Annotated in this window: 17 protein-coding genes; 8 read left to right on the forward strand and 9 right to left on the reverse strand. The window is 67.8% G+C overall.

The window, feature by feature from the left end:
- Window positions 1-39: 39 nt before the first annotated feature.
- Window positions 40-1,752: an OPT family oligopeptide transporter gene (locus ACVRRC_RS01265; protein WP_111481897.1), complete on the reverse strand. Its 1,713-nt coding sequence runs from the start codon at window positions 1,750-1,752 to the stop codon at window positions 40-42.
- A 262-nt stretch (window positions 1,753-2,014) separates the two neighbouring features.
- Between ACVRRC_RS01265 and ACVRRC_RS01270 the strand changes: the two genes are divergently transcribed.
- The 8 genes from ACVRRC_RS01270 to ACVRRC_RS01305 all read left to right on the forward strand — a co-directional run bounded on the left by ACVRRC_RS01270 (window position 2,015) and on the right by ACVRRC_RS01305 (window position 8,045).
- On the forward strand, window positions 2,015-2,599 hold the full coding sequence (locus ACVRRC_RS01270) for a helix-turn-helix transcriptional regulator (RefSeq protein WP_014595614.1): 585 nt from the start codon (window positions 2,015-2,017) through the stop codon (window positions 2,597-2,599).
- 194 nt (window positions 2,600-2,793) lie between these two features.
- Window positions 2,794-3,285 carry a curli production assembly protein CsgB gene (locus tag ACVRRC_RS01275; RefSeq protein WP_013981531.1) on the forward strand — a complete coding sequence of 164 codons (492 nt, stop codon included), beginning with the start codon at window positions 2,794-2,796 and terminating at the stop codon, window positions 3,283-3,285.
- Window positions 3,286-3,302: 17 nt separating this feature from the next.
- On the forward strand, window positions 3,303-4,184 hold the full coding sequence (locus ACVRRC_RS01280; protein WP_011911628.1) for a hypothetical protein: 882 nt from the start codon (window positions 3,303-3,305) through the stop codon (window positions 4,182-4,184).
- 44 nt (window positions 4,185-4,228) lie between these two features.
- Complete coding sequence (locus ACVRRC_RS01285; RefSeq protein WP_011911627.1) at window positions 4,229-4,639, forward strand: hypothetical protein; 411 nt, start codon at window positions 4,229-4,231, stop codon at window positions 4,637-4,639.
- A 133-nt stretch (window positions 4,640-4,772) separates the two neighbouring features.
- Window positions 4,773-5,378: an outer membrane beta-barrel protein gene (locus ACVRRC_RS01290; protein ID WP_013981528.1), complete on the forward strand. Its 606-nt coding sequence runs from the start codon at window positions 4,773-4,775 to the stop codon at window positions 5,376-5,378.
- Between the two features lie 75 nt (window positions 5,379-5,453).
- Window positions 5,454-6,131 (forward strand): response regulator, encoded by a 678-nt coding sequence (locus tag ACVRRC_RS01295; protein ID WP_011911625.1) that lies wholly within the window; start codon window positions 5,454-5,456, stop codon window positions 6,129-6,131.
- Window positions 6,128-7,525: an ATP-binding protein gene (locus ACVRRC_RS01300; protein WP_013981527.1), complete on the forward strand. Its 1,398-nt coding sequence runs from the start codon at window positions 6,128-6,130 to the stop codon at window positions 7,523-7,525. Before ACVRRC_RS01295 ends, ACVRRC_RS01300 begins: the two co-directional genes overlap by 4 nt.
- 76 nt (window positions 7,526-7,601) lie before the next feature.
- On the forward strand, window positions 7,602-8,045 hold the full coding sequence (locus ACVRRC_RS01305) for a ketosteroid isomerase-related protein (protein ID WP_013981526.1): 444 nt from the start codon (window positions 7,602-7,604) through the stop codon (window positions 8,043-8,045).
- Here ACVRRC_RS01305 and ACVRRC_RS01310 read toward each other — a convergent pair whose 3' ends face one another.
- Genes ACVRRC_RS01310 through ACVRRC_RS01345 form a run of 8 tightly spaced genes read right to left on the reverse strand, consistent with a single transcriptional unit; the run spans window position 8,046 to window position 14,828 of the window.
- Window positions 8,046-9,695 (reverse strand): complex I subunit 5 family protein, encoded by a 1,650-nt coding sequence (locus tag ACVRRC_RS01310; protein WP_472996529.1) that lies wholly within the window; start codon window positions 9,693-9,695, stop codon window positions 8,046-8,048.
- A complete protein-coding gene (locus tag ACVRRC_RS01315) occupies window positions 9,692-11,188 on the reverse strand; it encodes a complex I subunit 5 family protein (RefSeq protein ID WP_192475584.1) in 1,497 nt (498 codons plus the stop codon). The genes ACVRRC_RS01310 and ACVRRC_RS01315 overlap by 4 nt, the downstream gene beginning before the upstream one ends.
- Window positions 11,185-12,609: a complex I subunit 5 family protein gene (locus ACVRRC_RS01320; protein WP_472996531.1), complete on the reverse strand. Its 1,425-nt coding sequence runs from the start codon at window positions 12,607-12,609 to the stop codon at window positions 11,185-11,187. Before ACVRRC_RS01320 ends, ACVRRC_RS01315 begins: the two co-directional genes overlap by 4 nt.
- Complete coding sequence (locus ACVRRC_RS01325; RefSeq protein WP_013981524.1) at window positions 12,606-12,887, reverse strand: NADH-quinone oxidoreductase subunit K; 282 nt, start codon at window positions 12,885-12,887, stop codon at window positions 12,606-12,608. Before ACVRRC_RS01325 ends, ACVRRC_RS01320 begins: the two co-directional genes overlap by 4 nt.
- On the reverse strand, window positions 12,884-13,792 hold the full coding sequence (locus ACVRRC_RS01330) for an MnhB domain-containing protein (protein WP_061373825.1): 909 nt from the start codon (window positions 13,790-13,792) through the stop codon (window positions 12,884-12,886). Before ACVRRC_RS01330 ends, ACVRRC_RS01325 begins: the two co-directional genes overlap by 4 nt.
- A complete protein-coding gene (locus ACVRRC_RS01335; RefSeq protein WP_061373824.1) occupies window positions 13,785-14,093 on the reverse strand; it encodes a cation:proton antiporter in 309 nt (102 codons plus the stop codon). Before ACVRRC_RS01335 ends, ACVRRC_RS01330 begins: the two co-directional genes overlap by 8 nt.
- Entirely contained in the window at window positions 14,086-14,337 is a 252-nt protein-coding gene (locus tag ACVRRC_RS01340; RefSeq protein ID WP_013981521.1) for an MrpF/PhaF family protein, read from the reverse strand. Before ACVRRC_RS01340 ends, ACVRRC_RS01335 begins: the two co-directional genes overlap by 8 nt.
- Window positions 14,337-14,828: a Na+/H+ antiporter subunit E gene (locus ACVRRC_RS01345; protein WP_419185040.1), complete on the reverse strand. Its 492-nt coding sequence runs from the start codon at window positions 14,826-14,828 to the stop codon at window positions 14,337-14,339. The genes ACVRRC_RS01340 and ACVRRC_RS01345 overlap by 1 nt, the downstream gene beginning before the upstream one ends.
- Between the last annotated feature and the right edge of the window lie 196 nt (window positions 14,829-15,024).

Genomic DNA, 15,024 nt, shown 5'->3' on the forward strand with positions numbered 1-15,024 from the left:
ACCGACCACGCGGCGCTTTAATTCAGGCGTTTCGCTAAATCAGCGCAGCAATTGCCAGAGCGATGCACCGACGCCCGCCATGCTTTCGCCGGCCACCAGCCCCGCGGCGGCGACGATCACGAAACGCTCGCCGAGACTACGCCAGCGCGAGGTGAAGGCCCAGGCGAGCACGGCGCCGAAGGTCATCAGCAGCGAGATCGAAGCGGGAATGATGAACGCCAGGCCGAGCGCTGCCGAACTTGGCAGCCAGCGCAGCTGCGCCTCCGGCAACAGACCTTCCAGCGCACCTAGCAGTACCCCGCAGAGCGCGCCGACCAGCATCGCCCAGCGGACATCGACCGTCAGCGCCCCCAACCCGCCGGTCAGCGCTTCGGCCACCGCTTTCCAGGTCGCCACCGCCGGCGCCGGCCACTCGGGGGTGATCAGCATCGCCTGCGGGTCCGGGATCAGCAACTGATAGGCCAGCACACCCACCACACTGCCGAGCAGGATGCCGACGCATTGCGCCACCGCCTGGCGGGCCGGCGTGGCACCGATGGCGTGCCCGACCTTGAAATCATTGAGCAGGTCGGTGCACTGCCCGGCCGCGCCGCCGGCGGTGTTGGCGCTCATCAGGTTGACCGGCACCTGCCCGGGTGCGAACACGCCGAAGCCAAGCTGCGACAGCTGCCCGATTGCGCCAATCGGTGGAATCCCGGTAGCGCCGACCACTCGCGCGGCGACCATCGCCAGCAGCAGCGCCAGCGGGATCGAAAGCAAGGCCAGCGCCGGGGCGATGCCGAACAGGCTGATCTGCAGCGCCACCACCAGCGTGATCGCCAGCGCCAGGCCAGCGGCCGGCCAGCCCTGTGGACGCCACCGGCGTGACCCGCGCCGTGTCGCCGTGCGCGAACGCAGCAGGCGCAGCCCCAGCGAGGTCAGCGTGGCGCAGACCATCAGGCTGACCCCGGGCCACAGCAGCCACTCGATCAGCGTGGCGAACTGCGGACCCGTGGCAGCGGCTGGCAGGCGCACCAGACCCTCGGCAAGCAGCCAGGGCGCCAGCAGCCCCCACGCCAGCAGTGCGCCGAGCAGCAACGACAAGCCGACGCGCAGGCCGACGATGCCACCGAAACCCACCAGCAGCAGCGACGGCTCGAAGGTGAAGGTCAGTCGCTCGAGCTGCGCCGAGGGTGCCCAGCGCGGCAGGCTCCAGAAGAAGGTATCGATCAGCTTGGTGCCGGCGGCGAGCAGCGCAGCGCTGCCGAGCACCCACAACCGGCGCCCGGCTTCGGCACCCTGGCTGTAGATCTGCTGCAGGGTGGCCAGCGTCGCCATGCCTTCGGGAAAGCGCAGCCCAGAGCCGGCGATCAGCCCCGGGCGCAGGTACCAGGCCACCCAGATCCCGAGAAAGCTCACCGAGAACACCCAGGCCATCAGCGCCAGGCTGTCCAGCTGCTGACCGGTGAGCAGCGTGTAGGCCGGAATCGGCGCCACCAGCCCGCCGGAGATGATCGAGGCACAGGACGAGGCGGTGGTCTGGTTGATGTTGCTCTCCAGCAACGACCAGCGCGGGCGCCCGAATGCCCTGGCGATTCCCTGCCAGAAGGCGAAGCCGACCAGCAGCGCAATGATCGACATATTGAACGACCAGCCGATCTTGAGGCCCGAGTAGACATTCGATGGCGCCAGCAGCGCCCCCAGCAACAACCCGGTCGCCAGAGCGCGTGCGCTGAGTTCGCGAGGTGAAACGGCAGCAGAGGTTTGGCTCATGCAGCTACCTTAGCAGCCGTTCCGTGCAAAAACGCGCGGCCTTACCGGCGGCTCGCCCGTCTCTGGGCCAGGTTGCGCACCTGCTGGCCGGATAGTGCCCGTTCGCCATCTCTGGGCTGAACTTCGCTGCAAGGTGCTGGTCGTTTAGTAGCTTTTTAAACGATTACGCCCGACTGACTAGGTACCGAACATGGACGCGGATCTTACGCGGGGCAACACATCCCCAACCGTCACGCTATTAACCGGCAACGAACTGCTTGGCTTGTTCTTCCGCCACTTCCTCGGCGAACAGGCCCAGGTCGAAGTCTCCCTCGCCGGCCTGGAACCGCCGGAGCAGCATGATGCCGACCTGTTTCTGGTGGACGCCGGCCACAGCGAGGCCGAACAGATTTCCAGCCTGATCGACCAACTGGACGACCACACCCCGGTGGCACTGGTGAACATCGTCCCGGAACAGGCCGAACAGCTGGTGGAGAAACACCCGGTTATCCGTGGGGTGTTCTACAGCCACGCCACCCGCGAACACCTGCTCGAAGGCATTCGCGTTTTGCTCAAGGGCGGCGACTGGCTGCCGCGGGTGCTCACCGAGCGGCTACTGGGCCAGTGGCGGCGCATGCGCCAGCTGGCGGAAAGCAAGACCAGCCTGACGCTGCGCGAGCGGGAAATCCTCAGCCTTGCCGGCAAGGGCCTGTCCAATGCCGAGATCGCCGAGCAGCTGTGCCTCAGCCCGCACACGATCAAGAGTCATATCCACAACCTGCTGCGCAAGATCGGCGCCTCCAACCGCGCCGAGGCGGCCTACCTGCTGCGCAGCCATCTGGACTGGGACAAGTCCTGCAGCGTCTGAGCGCGGGCCGCCCCGGCAGCGCACGCCGAGCAGGCGGCATTCCGGGGCGCGCTCGAGCTGAGTGGAGCTCCATGGCACCGCTGGGATTAATCCATGAAACGCGTTATCCAGGCGGACTTTTACATCATCCGATGGATATCCAAGGTCGCGCGCGGCGTTCAAGAATCGCCTCCACTGTCATCCGGTATCTACCAATGACCCTTTGCTCTCCGCCCCGCGCCGCACTGCTGCTGGCCCTGATCCTCAGCCTGATCGGCTCCCCGCTGCTCGCTGCCGACCTGATGGACAACGGCGACCTCGCGCCGGGCGGCATCCCGCTCGGCGCCGCACCGTCCCGACTGACACAGGCGGCAGGTGCGCAGCAGGCCTATCTGCAGCAGCTGGGTCAGGGCAACCTGGCCGAACTGCGGCAGAACGGTCAGGCGCTCAGCGCCCAGGTGCTGCAACAAGGCAGCGACCAGGAAGCCTTTATCCTGCAGCACGGGGAAGACCTGCTGGCCGTCATCGAACAGGTCGGCCACGGCAATTACGCCGAGATCCGCCAGACCGGCAGCGACAACCAGGCCAGCATCAGCCAGTACGGCGCCTACAACGACGCGCGTATCGAACAGGTCGGCGACGGCCTGCGCAGCACCGTCACGCAATATGGCTACGGCCAGCAGATCAATATCGTGCAGGGCCGCTAGAGGCCATGGAGAATCGCATGTTGAAACCCGCAGCAATCGCTACCTTGCTCGCCTTCGGCGCCACCCAGGTCATGGCGCAGAACAGCACCGAGCTGGAGCAGACGGGTACCGGCAATGTCGCCGTGCTCCAGCAGATCGGCCTGGTGCAATCCAGCGACATCGCCGTCAGCCAAGTGGGCGACTTCAATGACGCCAGTGTCACCCAGGTTGGCGAAAGCCATTTCAACGTCGCCAATCTGCAGCAGACCGGCAACCTCAACGTCGCCTCACTGGAGCAGACCTGGCGAGCCAACACCCTGACCGCCAGCAGCACCGGTGACGGCAACCAGCTCAGCGGCAGCCAGACCGGCTTCGCCGTGGCCGAGATCACCCAGCGCGGTGACAACAACTCGCTCAGCTTCAGCCAGCAGACCTACTACGAAGGTTCGCGGCTGAGCGTCAGCCAGGACGGCGTGAGCAACCAGGCCGAGATCGCGCAGGGTGACGGCAATCGCCTGGCGCTCGTGCAGGATGGCAACTACAACGACGCCGACATCCGCCAAGGCGACTACCACAACGAACTGAGCTTCACCCAGAGCGGTGACGACAACCGCCTGACCGTCGACCAGAACGGCTATGGCGGCGTCATCAGCGGCTCGTCCACCGGCAACCGCAACAGCGTGGACATCGATCAGCGTTTTGCTTCGAACCGTGCATCGGTGACCCAGAACGGCGACGACAACCTGGCCAGCATCGAGCAGGGCAATTGGGGCCATCAGGCCACCATCATGCAGCTGGGCAGCGCCAACGAGGCGATGATTCGCCAGGGCTTCCCGGCGAACGACAACACGCGCCTGCCGGGCGTCGCGACGATTCATCAGAGCGGCACCGGCAACAGCGCCACCATCATCCAGCAGTAGCACCATCATCCAAGGCCACGGACCGGCTCGCAGGAACCACAAGGATGCTCGTCATGACCCTCGCCCCCTGGCTGCTGGCGGCCGCCGCCGCCGCGACAACCGACGCCCCGGTGCAGGTCCGCCTCGACCTGCAGCCCGCCGCCGCCGAGCAACGACTGACGCTCTCGCTATGCTTCAAGGGCAGCGGCCAGCAGGTCCGCTACCGTCTCAAGGTCCGCTCCAGTGGCACCGCCGGCACGGGCCAGACCACCCAGAGCGGCAGCCTGACTGCCGGCGAAAGCGAACAGTGCCCGCTGCGCAACCGGCTCGGCATCGCCGCCGATACCGCCGTGGAGGCCGAACTGCAGTGGTGGATCGATGATCAGGAGCAGCCGCCGCTGCTCGAGCGCTATCCGCCGCGCGGCAGCGACAGCGACGAAGAGCCCGATCCGGACCAGCCGCAACAGCTCGCCTGAAGGTCGCGACCGACCAATGGCAGCCCATGGGGCATCCGTTCAGCGCAGGTTCAGGCAAGGTTCAGTCTGGGTTCAGTGATACCCGTTCAGGCTAGGGGCCGTCAGTATCCCGCTGCCTGAAAAGGAGTCACCGATGAAAAAACTCAGCACCCTGGCCATCGCCACCACCTTCGGCATCTTCAGCCTCGGCACTCATGCCGCCGAGAACTTCGCCGGTTTCACCTGGGGCGAAAGCACCGTCAATACCGACCGTTCCAGCTCGCTGAAGCAGAACATGGACGGCAAGAACCGCTTCGATGACGTGATCAAGAACAGCGGCACCTGGGGCGTGCGCGCCGGTCAGATGACCGACGAAGGCCGCTACTACATGACCTACGAGAACGTTTCGGACGACTACGGCAGCAGCCTCAAGCTGCGTCAGCAGAACCTGATCGGCAGCTACGACATGTTCGTCCCGCTGGGCGACACCACCCGCCTGTTCGGCGGTGCCAGCGCCGGTCTGACCAAGCTGGAGAACGAGTCCAAGGGCTACAGCCGTGATACCGACATCGGCTACCTGGTCGGCCTGCAGGCCGGTATCCTGCAGAAGCTCGGCGACAACACCTCGGTGGAAGCCGGTTACCGCTACCTGCGCAGCAACGCCGGTACCGAGGTCTCCGAGCGAGGGGTCGGCAAGCTGGGCTCGATCGACGTGCACAGCAGCAAGCAGGCCTACCTGGGTCTGAACTATCACTTCTGATGGCGTTTCGCTGACAGAATGTCGAACGACGGCCGGGACGAACCCGGCCGTTTTTTGCACTGGGAGCACAAAAACATGAAAGTGCTGGTGGTGGAAGACGAGGCGCTGCTGCGTCACCACTTGCAGACGCGGCTCGGTGAAAGCGGGCATATCGTCGATGCCGTGCCCAATGCCGAAGAAGCGCTGTATCAGACCCACGAATTCAATCATGACCTTGCCGTCATCGACCTCGGCCTGCCGGGCATCAGCGGGCTGGACCTGATCCGCCAGCTGCGCAGCCGCGGCAAGACCTTTCCGATCCTGATCCTCACGGCCCGCGGCAACTGGCAGGACAAGGTGGAGGGGTTGGCGGCCGGCGCCGATGACTATGTGGTCAAGCCGTTCCAGTTCGAGGAACTGGAAGCCCGGCTGAACGCCCTGCTGCGCCGTTCCAGCGGCTTCACCCAGGCCACCATCGAAGCCGGCCCGCTGCTGCTGGACCTCAACCGCAAACAGGCCACGGCCAACGGCGAGCCGCTGGCGCTGACCGCCTACGAATACCGCATCCTCGAGTACCTGATGCGTCATCAGCAGCAGGTGGTGGCCAAGGAGCGGCTGATGGAACAGCTCTACAGCGGCGACGAGGAGCGCGATCCGAACGTGATCGAGGTGCTGGTCGGACGGCTACGTCGCAAGCTCGAGGCGCAGTGCGCGATGAAACCCATCGAAACCGTACGCGGCCTCGGCTATCTGTTCACCGAGCGCTGCCGATGAGCCGACGCTGGCGCCGGCTGCAGGCGCGCGTGCGAACCCGCCTGACCGGCGCCATGTCGCTGCGCCTGCGGCTGATGCTCGGCGCCGCGAGCCTGGCCGCGCTGTTCATGCTGGCACTGCTGCCCGCACTGCAGGGCGCCTTCAGCCTGACCTTCGAGAAGGTCATCGAACAGCGCCTGGCGGCCGATGCCAGCACCCTGATCACCGCCGCCCAGGTCGAAGGCGGCCGGCTGCAGATGCCCGAGCGGCTGCCGGACGAGGAGTTCGACCTGCCGGATGCACAGCTGCTCGGCTTCATCTACGACCGCCGCGGCGAGCTGATCTGGCATTCCCGCTCGGCTGCCGACGAACGCATCGACTACCGTCCGCGCTATGAGGGCGGCGCCACCGAATTCCTGCGGGTGCGCGATGCCGATGGCGTGGAGTACTTCGTCTACGACGTGGAACTGCACCTGGCCGGCAGCCGCGACAACGCCTTCAGCTTCGTCACCATGCAGCCGACCAGCGAGTACCTCAGCCTGTTCGAGGAATTTCGCCGGCAGCTCTATCTCTGGCTGGGCAGCGGTCTGCTGGTGCTGCTGGCCCTGCTCTGGCTAGGCCTGACCTGGGGCTTTCGCACGCTCAAGCGGGTCAGCGCCGAACTCGACCAGGTCGAAGCCGGGCAGCGCGAGCGTCTGAGCGACGACCACCCGCGCGAACTGCTGCGCCTGACCCGTTCGCTGAACCGCCTGCTGGACAGCGAACGTCGCCAGCGCGAGCAGTACCGCAACTCCCTGGGCGATCTGGCGCACAGCCTGAAAACCCCGCTCAGCGTGCTGCAGGGCGTCGGCGAGACGCTCTCGGCGCAGAGCCAAAGCCGCGAGCAGGCGCAGGTGATGCAGGCGCAGATCGAGCGCATGAGCCAGCAGATCGGCTATCAGCTGCAGCGTGCCAGCCTCGGCAAGAGCGGCCTGGTGCGCCACCGGGTCGAACTGCGACCGTTGCTCGACAGCCTGTGCAGCACGCTGGACAAGGTCTATCGCGACAAGCGCGTGCAGATCGACGTGCAGCTGGTCGAGCCCTGTGTCGTACCGATGGAACAGGGCGCGCTGATGGAGCTGCTCGGCAACCTGCTGGAAAACGCCTACCGGCTGTGCCTTGGGCAGATCCGCATCAGCGCCCGCACGCATGACGGCGACCTGCTGCTAGGCATCGAGGACGACGGCCCCGGCGTGCCGGTGGACCAGCGCGCACGGATCATCCGTCGCGGCGAACGCCTCGACGCCCAGCATCCCGGCCAGGGCATCGGCCTGGCCGTCGTCAAGGACATCCTCGACAGCTACGGCGGCGAACTCAGCCTGGGCGAGTCGCCCCTGGGCGGCGCGGCTTTCCAGGTACGGCTGCGCGCCGACTGAACGAACGGCACTCCCGTTGCGTCCCGACCGCTGCTAGAGTTCGCTACCGAGCCACCCGCAGCCTCATGGAACGCGCATGTCACTGGATGACCGCAAGAAACTCGTCCGTCAGCACATCGACCTGACCTGGAACCGCGGGCACCTGGCGCTCGCCGAGCATCTCCACAGCAAGGATTTTCTCTACAAGAGCTCCTTTATCGGCCGGCCGCTGGTCAGTGCCGAGTTTCTCGACATGGTCCGGCAGATCCGTCACGCCATGCCGGAGCTGGAAGTGGTGGTCGAAGAATGCATCGCCGAAGGCAACCGGGTGGTCACCTGGAGCACGCTGATCGGCACCATCGAGCATGCGGCGTTCGGCTACCCGCCCAGCGACAAGGTGCTGAGCATCTCCGCCATGGCGTTCTGGACAATCACCCCGACGCAGCAGGTGCAGGAGATCTGCACCATGTTCGACATGGAAAGCTTCCGCGCCCAGCTGGGCCTGGATACCCGCCCCTACGCCGACAAGGCGTTGCCCTGATCACCACCACCAGCCCAGCCAGAGCAACAGCACCAGCAGCCAGGCGCTGAGGGTCAGCGCGCCGCCTTCCCAGCGGCGATTCCAGCGCCGTTCACGCTGTCGCCAGCGGCTCCCATCGAGGCGAACCGACGGCTCGGGCAAAGGCGGCTGCCGCAGCAGCCGGGTCAGCGCCAGCGAAGCCGACAGTGCCGGATTCGGCAGCCGGGCCAGGCGCGCCGGCACACGCCAGTGGCGCTGCCGGGCCAGCCCCGCCAGCACGACGGCCAGCAGCAATGGCCACAGCGCTGCCCACAGGCCGGCCGGATACAACCCCGCCAGCAACGGCTCGCGCAGGGCCGACCACAGCCAAGGCAGCGCCACCGACGCCAGGCTGAGCAGCGCCCAGGGCAGCCATTGCCCGGCCGCCGGTGGTGCGCTGGCATGTTGCTGGTCGCGCCACATCAGCCAGAGCGCGCGCAACAGCAACAGCGCGGTGGCGAAGCTGGCCAGCGTCAGCCAGGGCGCCCAGGCGGCGAAATGGCTGTCGTGCAGGGCGTCCTTGAACAGGTATTTCACCGCCGCCCCGCTGGTCAGCGGCGCCCCCATGATCGCCAGCGCCGGCAGGACCAGCAGCAGCCAGCCCGGGCGTGGCAGGCGCCCCTCGTGCACCATCCCGGCGGCCAGGAACAGCGCACCCTTGGCCAACCCGTGATGTACGCCGAACAGCACCAGCAGCGTGAGCAGCGCGGGGGACGGCGCCTCAAGGCTCCAGGCCAGCGCCAGGACCATCAGCAGCCAGCCCATCTGGCTCACCGACGACCAGGCCAGCACGGCCTTGGACTTGCCGGCACAGAGTCCCAGCGCCGCGGCATAGAGCGCACCGAACAGGCCGATCAGGAGCAACGGCATGCTCCAGGCGGTCAGCGTCGGGTCGGTCTCCGGCACGCAGCGCCAGATGCCGAGGATGCCGGCCTTGAGCATCGCCCCGGAGAGCACTGCGCTGGCCGGCGCCGGCGCCTCGGGGTGGGCCAGCGGCAGCCAGACGTGCAGCGGCCAGAAGCCGGCCTTCAGGCCGAGGCCGAGCAGCAGCAGGGCCAGGGTCAGATGATCGATCGGTTGCGCCTGCCAGCTGGCGAAGTCGAAGGCCTGGTCGGTGGAATGGGTGCGCAACAGCAGACCGGCGAGCAGCAGCATCTCACCACAGATCGCCAGCTGCAGATACAGCCGGCCGGCGCGCCGCGGTCCCGGGCCGCCACGGTGGACGATCAGCCCGTAGGCGGACAGGCTCATGGCACTGAAGCCGAGGTAGAAACTCAGCGCATCGGTGGCGATGATCAGCAGCAGATTGCCGGCCACGGCCAGCTGCCAGAACATCCAGAAGCGCAATCGCCCCGCCCCGTTGCCCAGGCTGCTGCTGGCGAAGATCGCCGCGCAGGTCCAGAGCACGGCGGAAAAACCCAGCCAGGCGCGCGTCAGGACATCGTCCGCGCCCCAGCGCACCCCCTCCCACAGCCAGGGCAGCTCCAGCGCCACCGGCGGTTGCAGCGCGGCCAGCAGCGCCGGCAGGCCGCTCAGCCACAGCCATGGCAGGGCGCGTTCGCGCAGCCATGGCAGCAGCGCCGCACCCAGCAGCGGAGCGAAGGGCACCAGCAGCCAGAGCCAGGCGCTCATATGGCGAACTCCCGCTCGACGATCAACTGGCTCCAGCCCAGCGGGCTGAGCGCCGTGGCTGCCAGCAACCCGACCAGCAGCGACAGCAGCGCGGTGAGCAGGGGCGGTAGCAGCAGCATCCAGTGAGTCTCGAAGCGCTCGCCGGCCCAACGGTCCTCGTGCCAGTCGGCCGGCTCGGCGAACCAGCCGCGCCACAGCAGCGGCAGGAAGTAGGCGGCGTTGAGCAGCGCGGAGCCGAGCAGCACCAGCAGCACCCAGTCCTGCCCGACCTCCAGCGCGCCGAGGCCCAGCGTCCACTTGCTGATGAAGCCGGCGATTGGCGGAATGCCGATCATGCCCAGCGCACCGATGGAGAACGCCGCCATGGTCCAGGGCATGCGCCGGCCAACGCCATCCATCTCGCGGATACGGTGAATCCCCAGTGTTTCGGCGAAGTTGCCCGCACAATAGAACAGCGTCACCTTCATCAACCCCTGATGCACCAGATGCACCAGGCCGCCCACCGCGGCGATCGGTCCGAGCAGCGCGACGCCCAGCGTCACGTAGGACACCTGGCTGATGGTCGAGTAGGCCAGGCGCTTCTTCAGCTCCTGCTGCTGCAAGGCGCGCAGCGAGCCATAGAGGATGGTGGCCGCGGCCAGCCAGAGCAGCGGTCTGGTGAGATCCAGCCGGGTCAGCGCTTCGGCACCAAAGACGTCATAGACCACCCGCACGATACCGAACGCCCCCGCCTTCACCACCGCTACCGCATGCAGCAGCGCGCTGACCGGCGCCGGCGCGACCATCGCCTGCGGCAGCCAGCCATGCAGCGGGATCAGCGCGGCCTTCACCCCAAGCCCGAGAATCAGCAGGACGAAGGCCACCCGCAGCGGCACCTCGTGCTCGTCGACCTGCTCCAGCAGATAGCCGGCGGCCTGGAAATCCGGCGTGCCGGCCAGGCTGTGCAGCAGCCCCACACCCATCAGCACCAGCGTGCCGCCGCCCACCGTATAGGCCAGGTAGACGCGCCCGGCGGTCAGCGACTCCGGCGTGCCGCGGTGCACCACCAGCGGGAAGGTGGCCAGGGTCAGCAGCTCGTAGAACAGCAGAAAGCTGACCAGGTTGCCCGCCAGCGCCAGGCCCACGGTGGCGCTGACGCACAGGCTGAAATAGCCGAAGAAGCGCGAGCGCAGCGGCGAGTTTTCCAGGTAGCCGATGGCGTAGATGGTGGTGGCCGCCCAGAGCAGCGAGGACAGCGCGACGAACAGCAGTGACAACGCATCGGCCTGCAACACCAGCGGTGCGCCTGGCAGCAGCGGCACACTGAAACGATACTCACTGCCCTGGCTGACGCCGTAGAGCATGCCGCCCACCAGCAGCAGCTTGAGCGTCACGCCGAGCAGGTTGAGCGTGACCCGCAGGCGCTGCTGGTCCTCGCGCAGGGCGAAGATCACCAGGCCCGGCAGTAGCGAGCTGAGTACGATGCCGAGCGGCAGCAGGCCGTGCCAGTTCATCGTCCGAGCCCTCCGAGCCAGAGCAGCAGCGGCTCGCTGATCAGCGCCAACCCCCAGACCAGCAATGCCGGCAGCAGCGCCAGCCACTGCGCCAGGCGATCGGGATGGATGCTCGGCGGATTGGGCCGCGCGCGATCGAAGCCATGGGCCACCACGCGGAATACGTAGGCGGCCGACATCAGCGTGCCGAACAGCACGCCCAGCGCCCACGGCCAGTGCTGCGGCTGTTCGAACAGCGGCTGCAGCAGCAACCATTTGGCCAGAAAGCCGCCGCTGGGGGGCAGGCCCACCAGGCTGCCGCCGGCCACGGCGAACGCGGCCAGGGCGATCGGCACGTTCTGACTGGCGCCCTTCATGCCCTTGACCCGCTTGCTGCCGAGAATGGTCTGCAACTCGCCGGCGGCGAGAAACATCGACACCTTGGCCAGCCCATGGGCCAGCACGAACAGCCACAGCGCCGCATGCAGCCGCGGCTCGGGCAGATGCAACAGCAGGCCGAGGGCCAGCAGCGCATAGCCCAACTGGGCAACCGTGGAATAGGCCACCAGCGTCTTCAGCCGCGGCGCGCGCAGCGCCGACCAGCCACCGGCAACCAGCGCCAGCACCCCGGCAGTGCCGAACAGCAGGCCGGCGTCGCGGCCGAATTCAGCCGGGGCAATCTCGCTCCAGATCAGCCAGAGGATGTACAGCGGCCCCTTGACCACCAGCGCCGAAAGCAGCGCGCTGACCGCTGTCGGCGCCGCGGCGTGGGCCGGCGGCAACCACAGGTGCAACGGCCAGAGCGCGGCCTTGAGCATCAGCCCCACGCTCATCAGCAGCAGCGCCAGATGGGTCGCGCCGTCGGCCTCGCTCAGGCGCGCCAGCAGGGCCAGATCGAGCAGCCCGTAGCGCCCGTAGAGCAGCGCCACACCGAGCAGGTAGGCCAGCGAGCCGGCCAGCGACAGCAGCAGATAGTTCAGCGCCGGCTTCAAGGCTTTGCGCCCGGCCAGCGACACCAGCGCCACGGCCACCAGACTGAGCAGTTCCAGGGTCACGTAGAGGTTGAACAGGTCGGCCGACAGCCACAGCGCCGCTAGCGCCGCATGCAGCAGGCAGGACAGCGGCCAGTAATCTTCCTTGCCAGCGGCATGGGCGATGCGCGCTGCATACAGCGCCACCAGCAAATGCAACCCCGCGGTAAACACCAGCAGCAGCGCGGCCAGCGGTGTCAGGCGAAAGCGGATTGCCAGTCCCGCCTCCCAGCCACCAACAAGCAGGTTGCGCTCACCATGATCGAGCACCACCTGCAGCGCCATGATCGCCGCCAGCAGCGCGCCGAGGCTCAGCGCAATCACCCAGCGCCCGCCGTGGGCCGGGCGCAGCAGGATCAGCAACAGGCCGCCGCCCAGGGGCAGCAGCAGGCTGGCCAGCGCGGCGTTCATCGCTCGTGCTCCTTCGCTGCGGCCAGCGCACTGCTCAGCCGCAGCGCCAGCGCGGTGGCACTCACCGCCACCACCAGCCCGGTGACCACCAGCGCCACCAGCAGCGGGTCGCTCGGGTCATGACGCGCCGCCAGAGCAATCATCACCAGGAACACACCACTGCCCATCAGGTTGATCGCGATGATCCGCCGCAGGGCATGACGCAGCGTCAGCAGACCATGCAGGCCGAGCAGCCAGAGAGCGAAACCGATGGCGATCCAGAACAGCGTGGCGTTCATCGCTCGGTCTCCGTTTCGTCGCCGATCACCAGCAGGCTGAGGCTGGCGGCGATGGACAGCGTTGCCGCGGCTTCGATGACGAGAATCAGCGGCTTGGCCCAGCCGGATGGATACTGCAACCAGCCCGTACCGAACCAGGCGCAGGCCGCCGCCACCGCGACGAACAGCAACAGGCCGACCAGCACCAGCAGCCGCAGCGGCCATTGGCTCCAGCGCAGCACTGGCAGCGCGCCGGCCAGGCGCAGCAGGACGATGCCGGAGGCGAGCAAGGCGCCGGCCTGGAAGGCGCCACCCGGCGACGCCGCGCCGCGCCAGAGCACATAGCCGCCCGCCAGCACCAGCAACGGTGCCAGGGTGCGGCCCCAGGCCTGCAGCAGAGGCCAGGGCTCGCTCAGCTGCATGCGCAGCGGACCGAGCTGGCGGGCACCGAGCAGCGCCAGCAGCAGCACCGCCAGCTCCAGCAGGGTGTCCCAGGCGCGGAAGTTGAGCAGCACGGCGGTCACCGGATGGTCGACGCCGCTCTGCGCCATGGCCGCATCGATCTGCATCGGCACCCGCGAGGTCTGTTCGGCCAGCGGCGCGAGCTGCGGCAACAGGACGATCAGCAACGGCAGCAGTACCAGCACCGCAGCCAGGCGGCGCCGGCCGGACAGGCGAGGTTCGCTGCCTGCCAATGGCTGCCGGGCCAGCGCGGCAAACAGCAGCACACCGGTCAGGCCGGCACCGATGGCGGCCTCGGCCAGGGCCAGGTCGGCAGCGCCCAGGCGCGCCCATACCAGCGCCAGCACCAGGCCGAACGAGACGAACAGCAGCACGCCGGCATACAGCTGGCGCACGTGCAGGGCGCCGCCGGCCAGGCCGAGCAGCAGCAGGCCGAGCACACCGTCCAGAAGCCAGTCAGTCATCATCACGCTCCCCGCCCGCGCCCTGATCTTCGCGCTGACGTGCCAGCAGCTGGCAGGCGGTGGCGCCGGAGGCCAGCACCAGCAGCCAGATCAGCAGCATTTGCGCGACTTCCAGCAGGCTGCCGGCGCGCAGCGCGAGCCCGGCCACCACCAGGCCGAAACCGAGGGTGTCAGCCTTGGTCAGCGCGTGCAGCCGGCTCAGGGTGTCGGGAAAGCGCAGCAGGCCGATGCTGCCCGCGGCGAAGAACAGCAGGCCGCCGGCCAGCAGCAGCCAGCTGAGCGCGGCGAGCAGCTCATTCATGGCGGCTCCGGCGCAGCAGCTGGACCAGCGCGGCGCTCACCATCGCCGCCAGCAGCGCCAGCACCAGCGCGGCATCGCGCAGCGCCGGGGCCCCCTGCCACTGCGCCAACACCAGCAGCAGCGCGGTACCGGAAGTACCGAAAAGCTGCACGACCAGCAGCCGATCGACCCGCCCCGGTCCGCGCAGCACGCGCCACAGGCCGATGATCAGGGTCAGCAGCAGCAACGCCGCGTACAGGGCCATCAGCGTCGCTCCAGGCCGCCCAGCAGCCGCTCGAGCCACCGTTCGAGTTCGGCGACCGTGGGTTGCCAGGCCAGGCGCTCGTCGAGCACATGGACCTGCATATGATCGCCTTCGATGCGCGAGGACAGCGTGCCGGGCAGCAGCCCGACCAGCGCCGACAGCAGCAGACGTACCCGTGGCGAGCGGCTGGTGAGCGGATACGGGTGCCATGCCGGCTGCAGCTGGCAGCGCGGCTGCAAGGCACGGCGCGCCACATCCCAGCCGCCGAGCAGCATGTGCCTGAGGAAGAACGTGAGAAACCCTGGCAACGCGCCAAGGCGCATGGCCGGCGGGCGCAGGCCCAGCCACAGGCTCAGGGCAACCGCCAGCGCCACCGTCGGCACGCCCAGCAGCCAGCCCTGGCCAGCGGCGAACAGTGCCCACAGCGCGGTATAGATCAGTGACCAGAAGAGCGCGTCGGTGGCTCCGCGACGCAGTGTGGCCTGAGTCATCACATCCTCCATGGCAGTCCGATCTTTGTAACAAGTCGAGGCCAAGAGTTCGCCGCTGTCCACAGGCGGCGGCGAAAAGCCTTGTATCAGCAGATTGCCGCTGGGCTTGCCCTCGCGCCCGCTCGCGTGCGGGCGGAACGTCCGTGGCGAGCGCTGGTCTGTCCCCTGAGGCCGCGGCGTGGACGCCCGGTCATAA

The organism is Stutzerimonas sp. LR2, assembly GCF_055755175.1.

What these genes read in the sequence shown, in the direction of transcription:
- ACVRRC_RS01305 (WP_013981526.1), top strand. Translation starts at nt 7,602, where the DNA reads ATGTCACTGGATGACCGCAAGAAACTCGTCCGTCAGCACATCGACCTG.
- ACVRRC_RS01345 (WP_419185040.1), bottom strand. Translation starts at nt 14,828, where the DNA reads ATGACTCAGGCCACACTGCGTCGCGGAGCCACCGACGCGCTCTTCTGG.
- ACVRRC_RS01285 (WP_011911627.1), top strand. Translation starts at nt 4,229, where the DNA reads ATGCTCGTCATGACCCTCGCCCCCTGGCTGCTGGCGGCCGCCGCCGCC.
- ACVRRC_RS01310 (WP_472996529.1), bottom strand. Translation starts at nt 9,695, where the DNA reads ATGAGCGCCTGGCTCTGGCTGCTGGTGCCCTTCGCTCCGCTGCTGGGT.
- ACVRRC_RS01300 (WP_013981527.1), top strand. Translation starts at nt 6,128, where the DNA reads ATGAGCCGACGCTGGCGCCGGCTGCAGGCGCGCGTGCGAACCCGCCTG.
- ACVRRC_RS01340 (WP_013981521.1), bottom strand. Translation starts at nt 14,337, where the DNA reads ATGGCCCTGTACGCGGCGTTGCTGCTGCTGACCCTGATCATCGGCCTG.
- ACVRRC_RS01295 (WP_011911625.1), top strand. Translation starts at nt 5,454, where the DNA reads ATGAAAGTGCTGGTGGTGGAAGACGAGGCGCTGCTGCGTCACCACTTG.
- ACVRRC_RS01330 (WP_061373825.1), bottom strand. Translation starts at nt 13,792, where the DNA reads ATGACTGACTGGCTTCTGGACGGTGTGCTCGGCCTGCTGCTGCTCGGC.
- ACVRRC_RS01320 (WP_472996531.1), bottom strand. Translation starts at nt 12,609, where the DNA reads ATGAACGCCGCGCTGGCCAGCCTGCTGCTGCCCCTGGGCGGCGGCCTG.
- ACVRRC_RS01335 (WP_061373824.1), bottom strand. Translation starts at nt 14,093, where the DNA reads ATGAATGAGCTGCTCGCCGCGCTCAGCTGGCTGCTGCTGGCCGGCGGC.
- ACVRRC_RS01275 (WP_013981531.1), top strand. Translation starts at nt 2,794, where the DNA reads ATGACCCTTTGCTCTCCGCCCCGCGCCGCACTGCTGCTGGCCCTGATC.
- ACVRRC_RS01325 (WP_013981524.1), bottom strand. Translation starts at nt 12,887, where the DNA reads ATGAACGCCACGCTGTTCTGGATCGCCATCGGTTTCGCTCTCTGGCTG.
- ACVRRC_RS01315 (WP_192475584.1), bottom strand. Translation starts at nt 11,188, where the DNA reads ATGAACTGGCACGGCCTGCTGCCGCTCGGCATCGTACTCAGCTCGCTA.
- ACVRRC_RS01290 (WP_013981528.1), top strand. Translation starts at nt 4,773, where the DNA reads ATGAAAAAACTCAGCACCCTGGCCATCGCCACCACCTTCGGCATCTTC.
- ACVRRC_RS01265 (WP_111481897.1), bottom strand. Translation starts at nt 1,752, where the DNA reads ATGAGCCAAACCTCTGCTGCCGTTTCACCTCGCGAACTCAGCGCACGC.
- ACVRRC_RS01280 (WP_011911628.1), top strand. Translation starts at nt 3,303, where the DNA reads ATGTTGAAACCCGCAGCAATCGCTACCTTGCTCGCCTTCGGCGCCACC.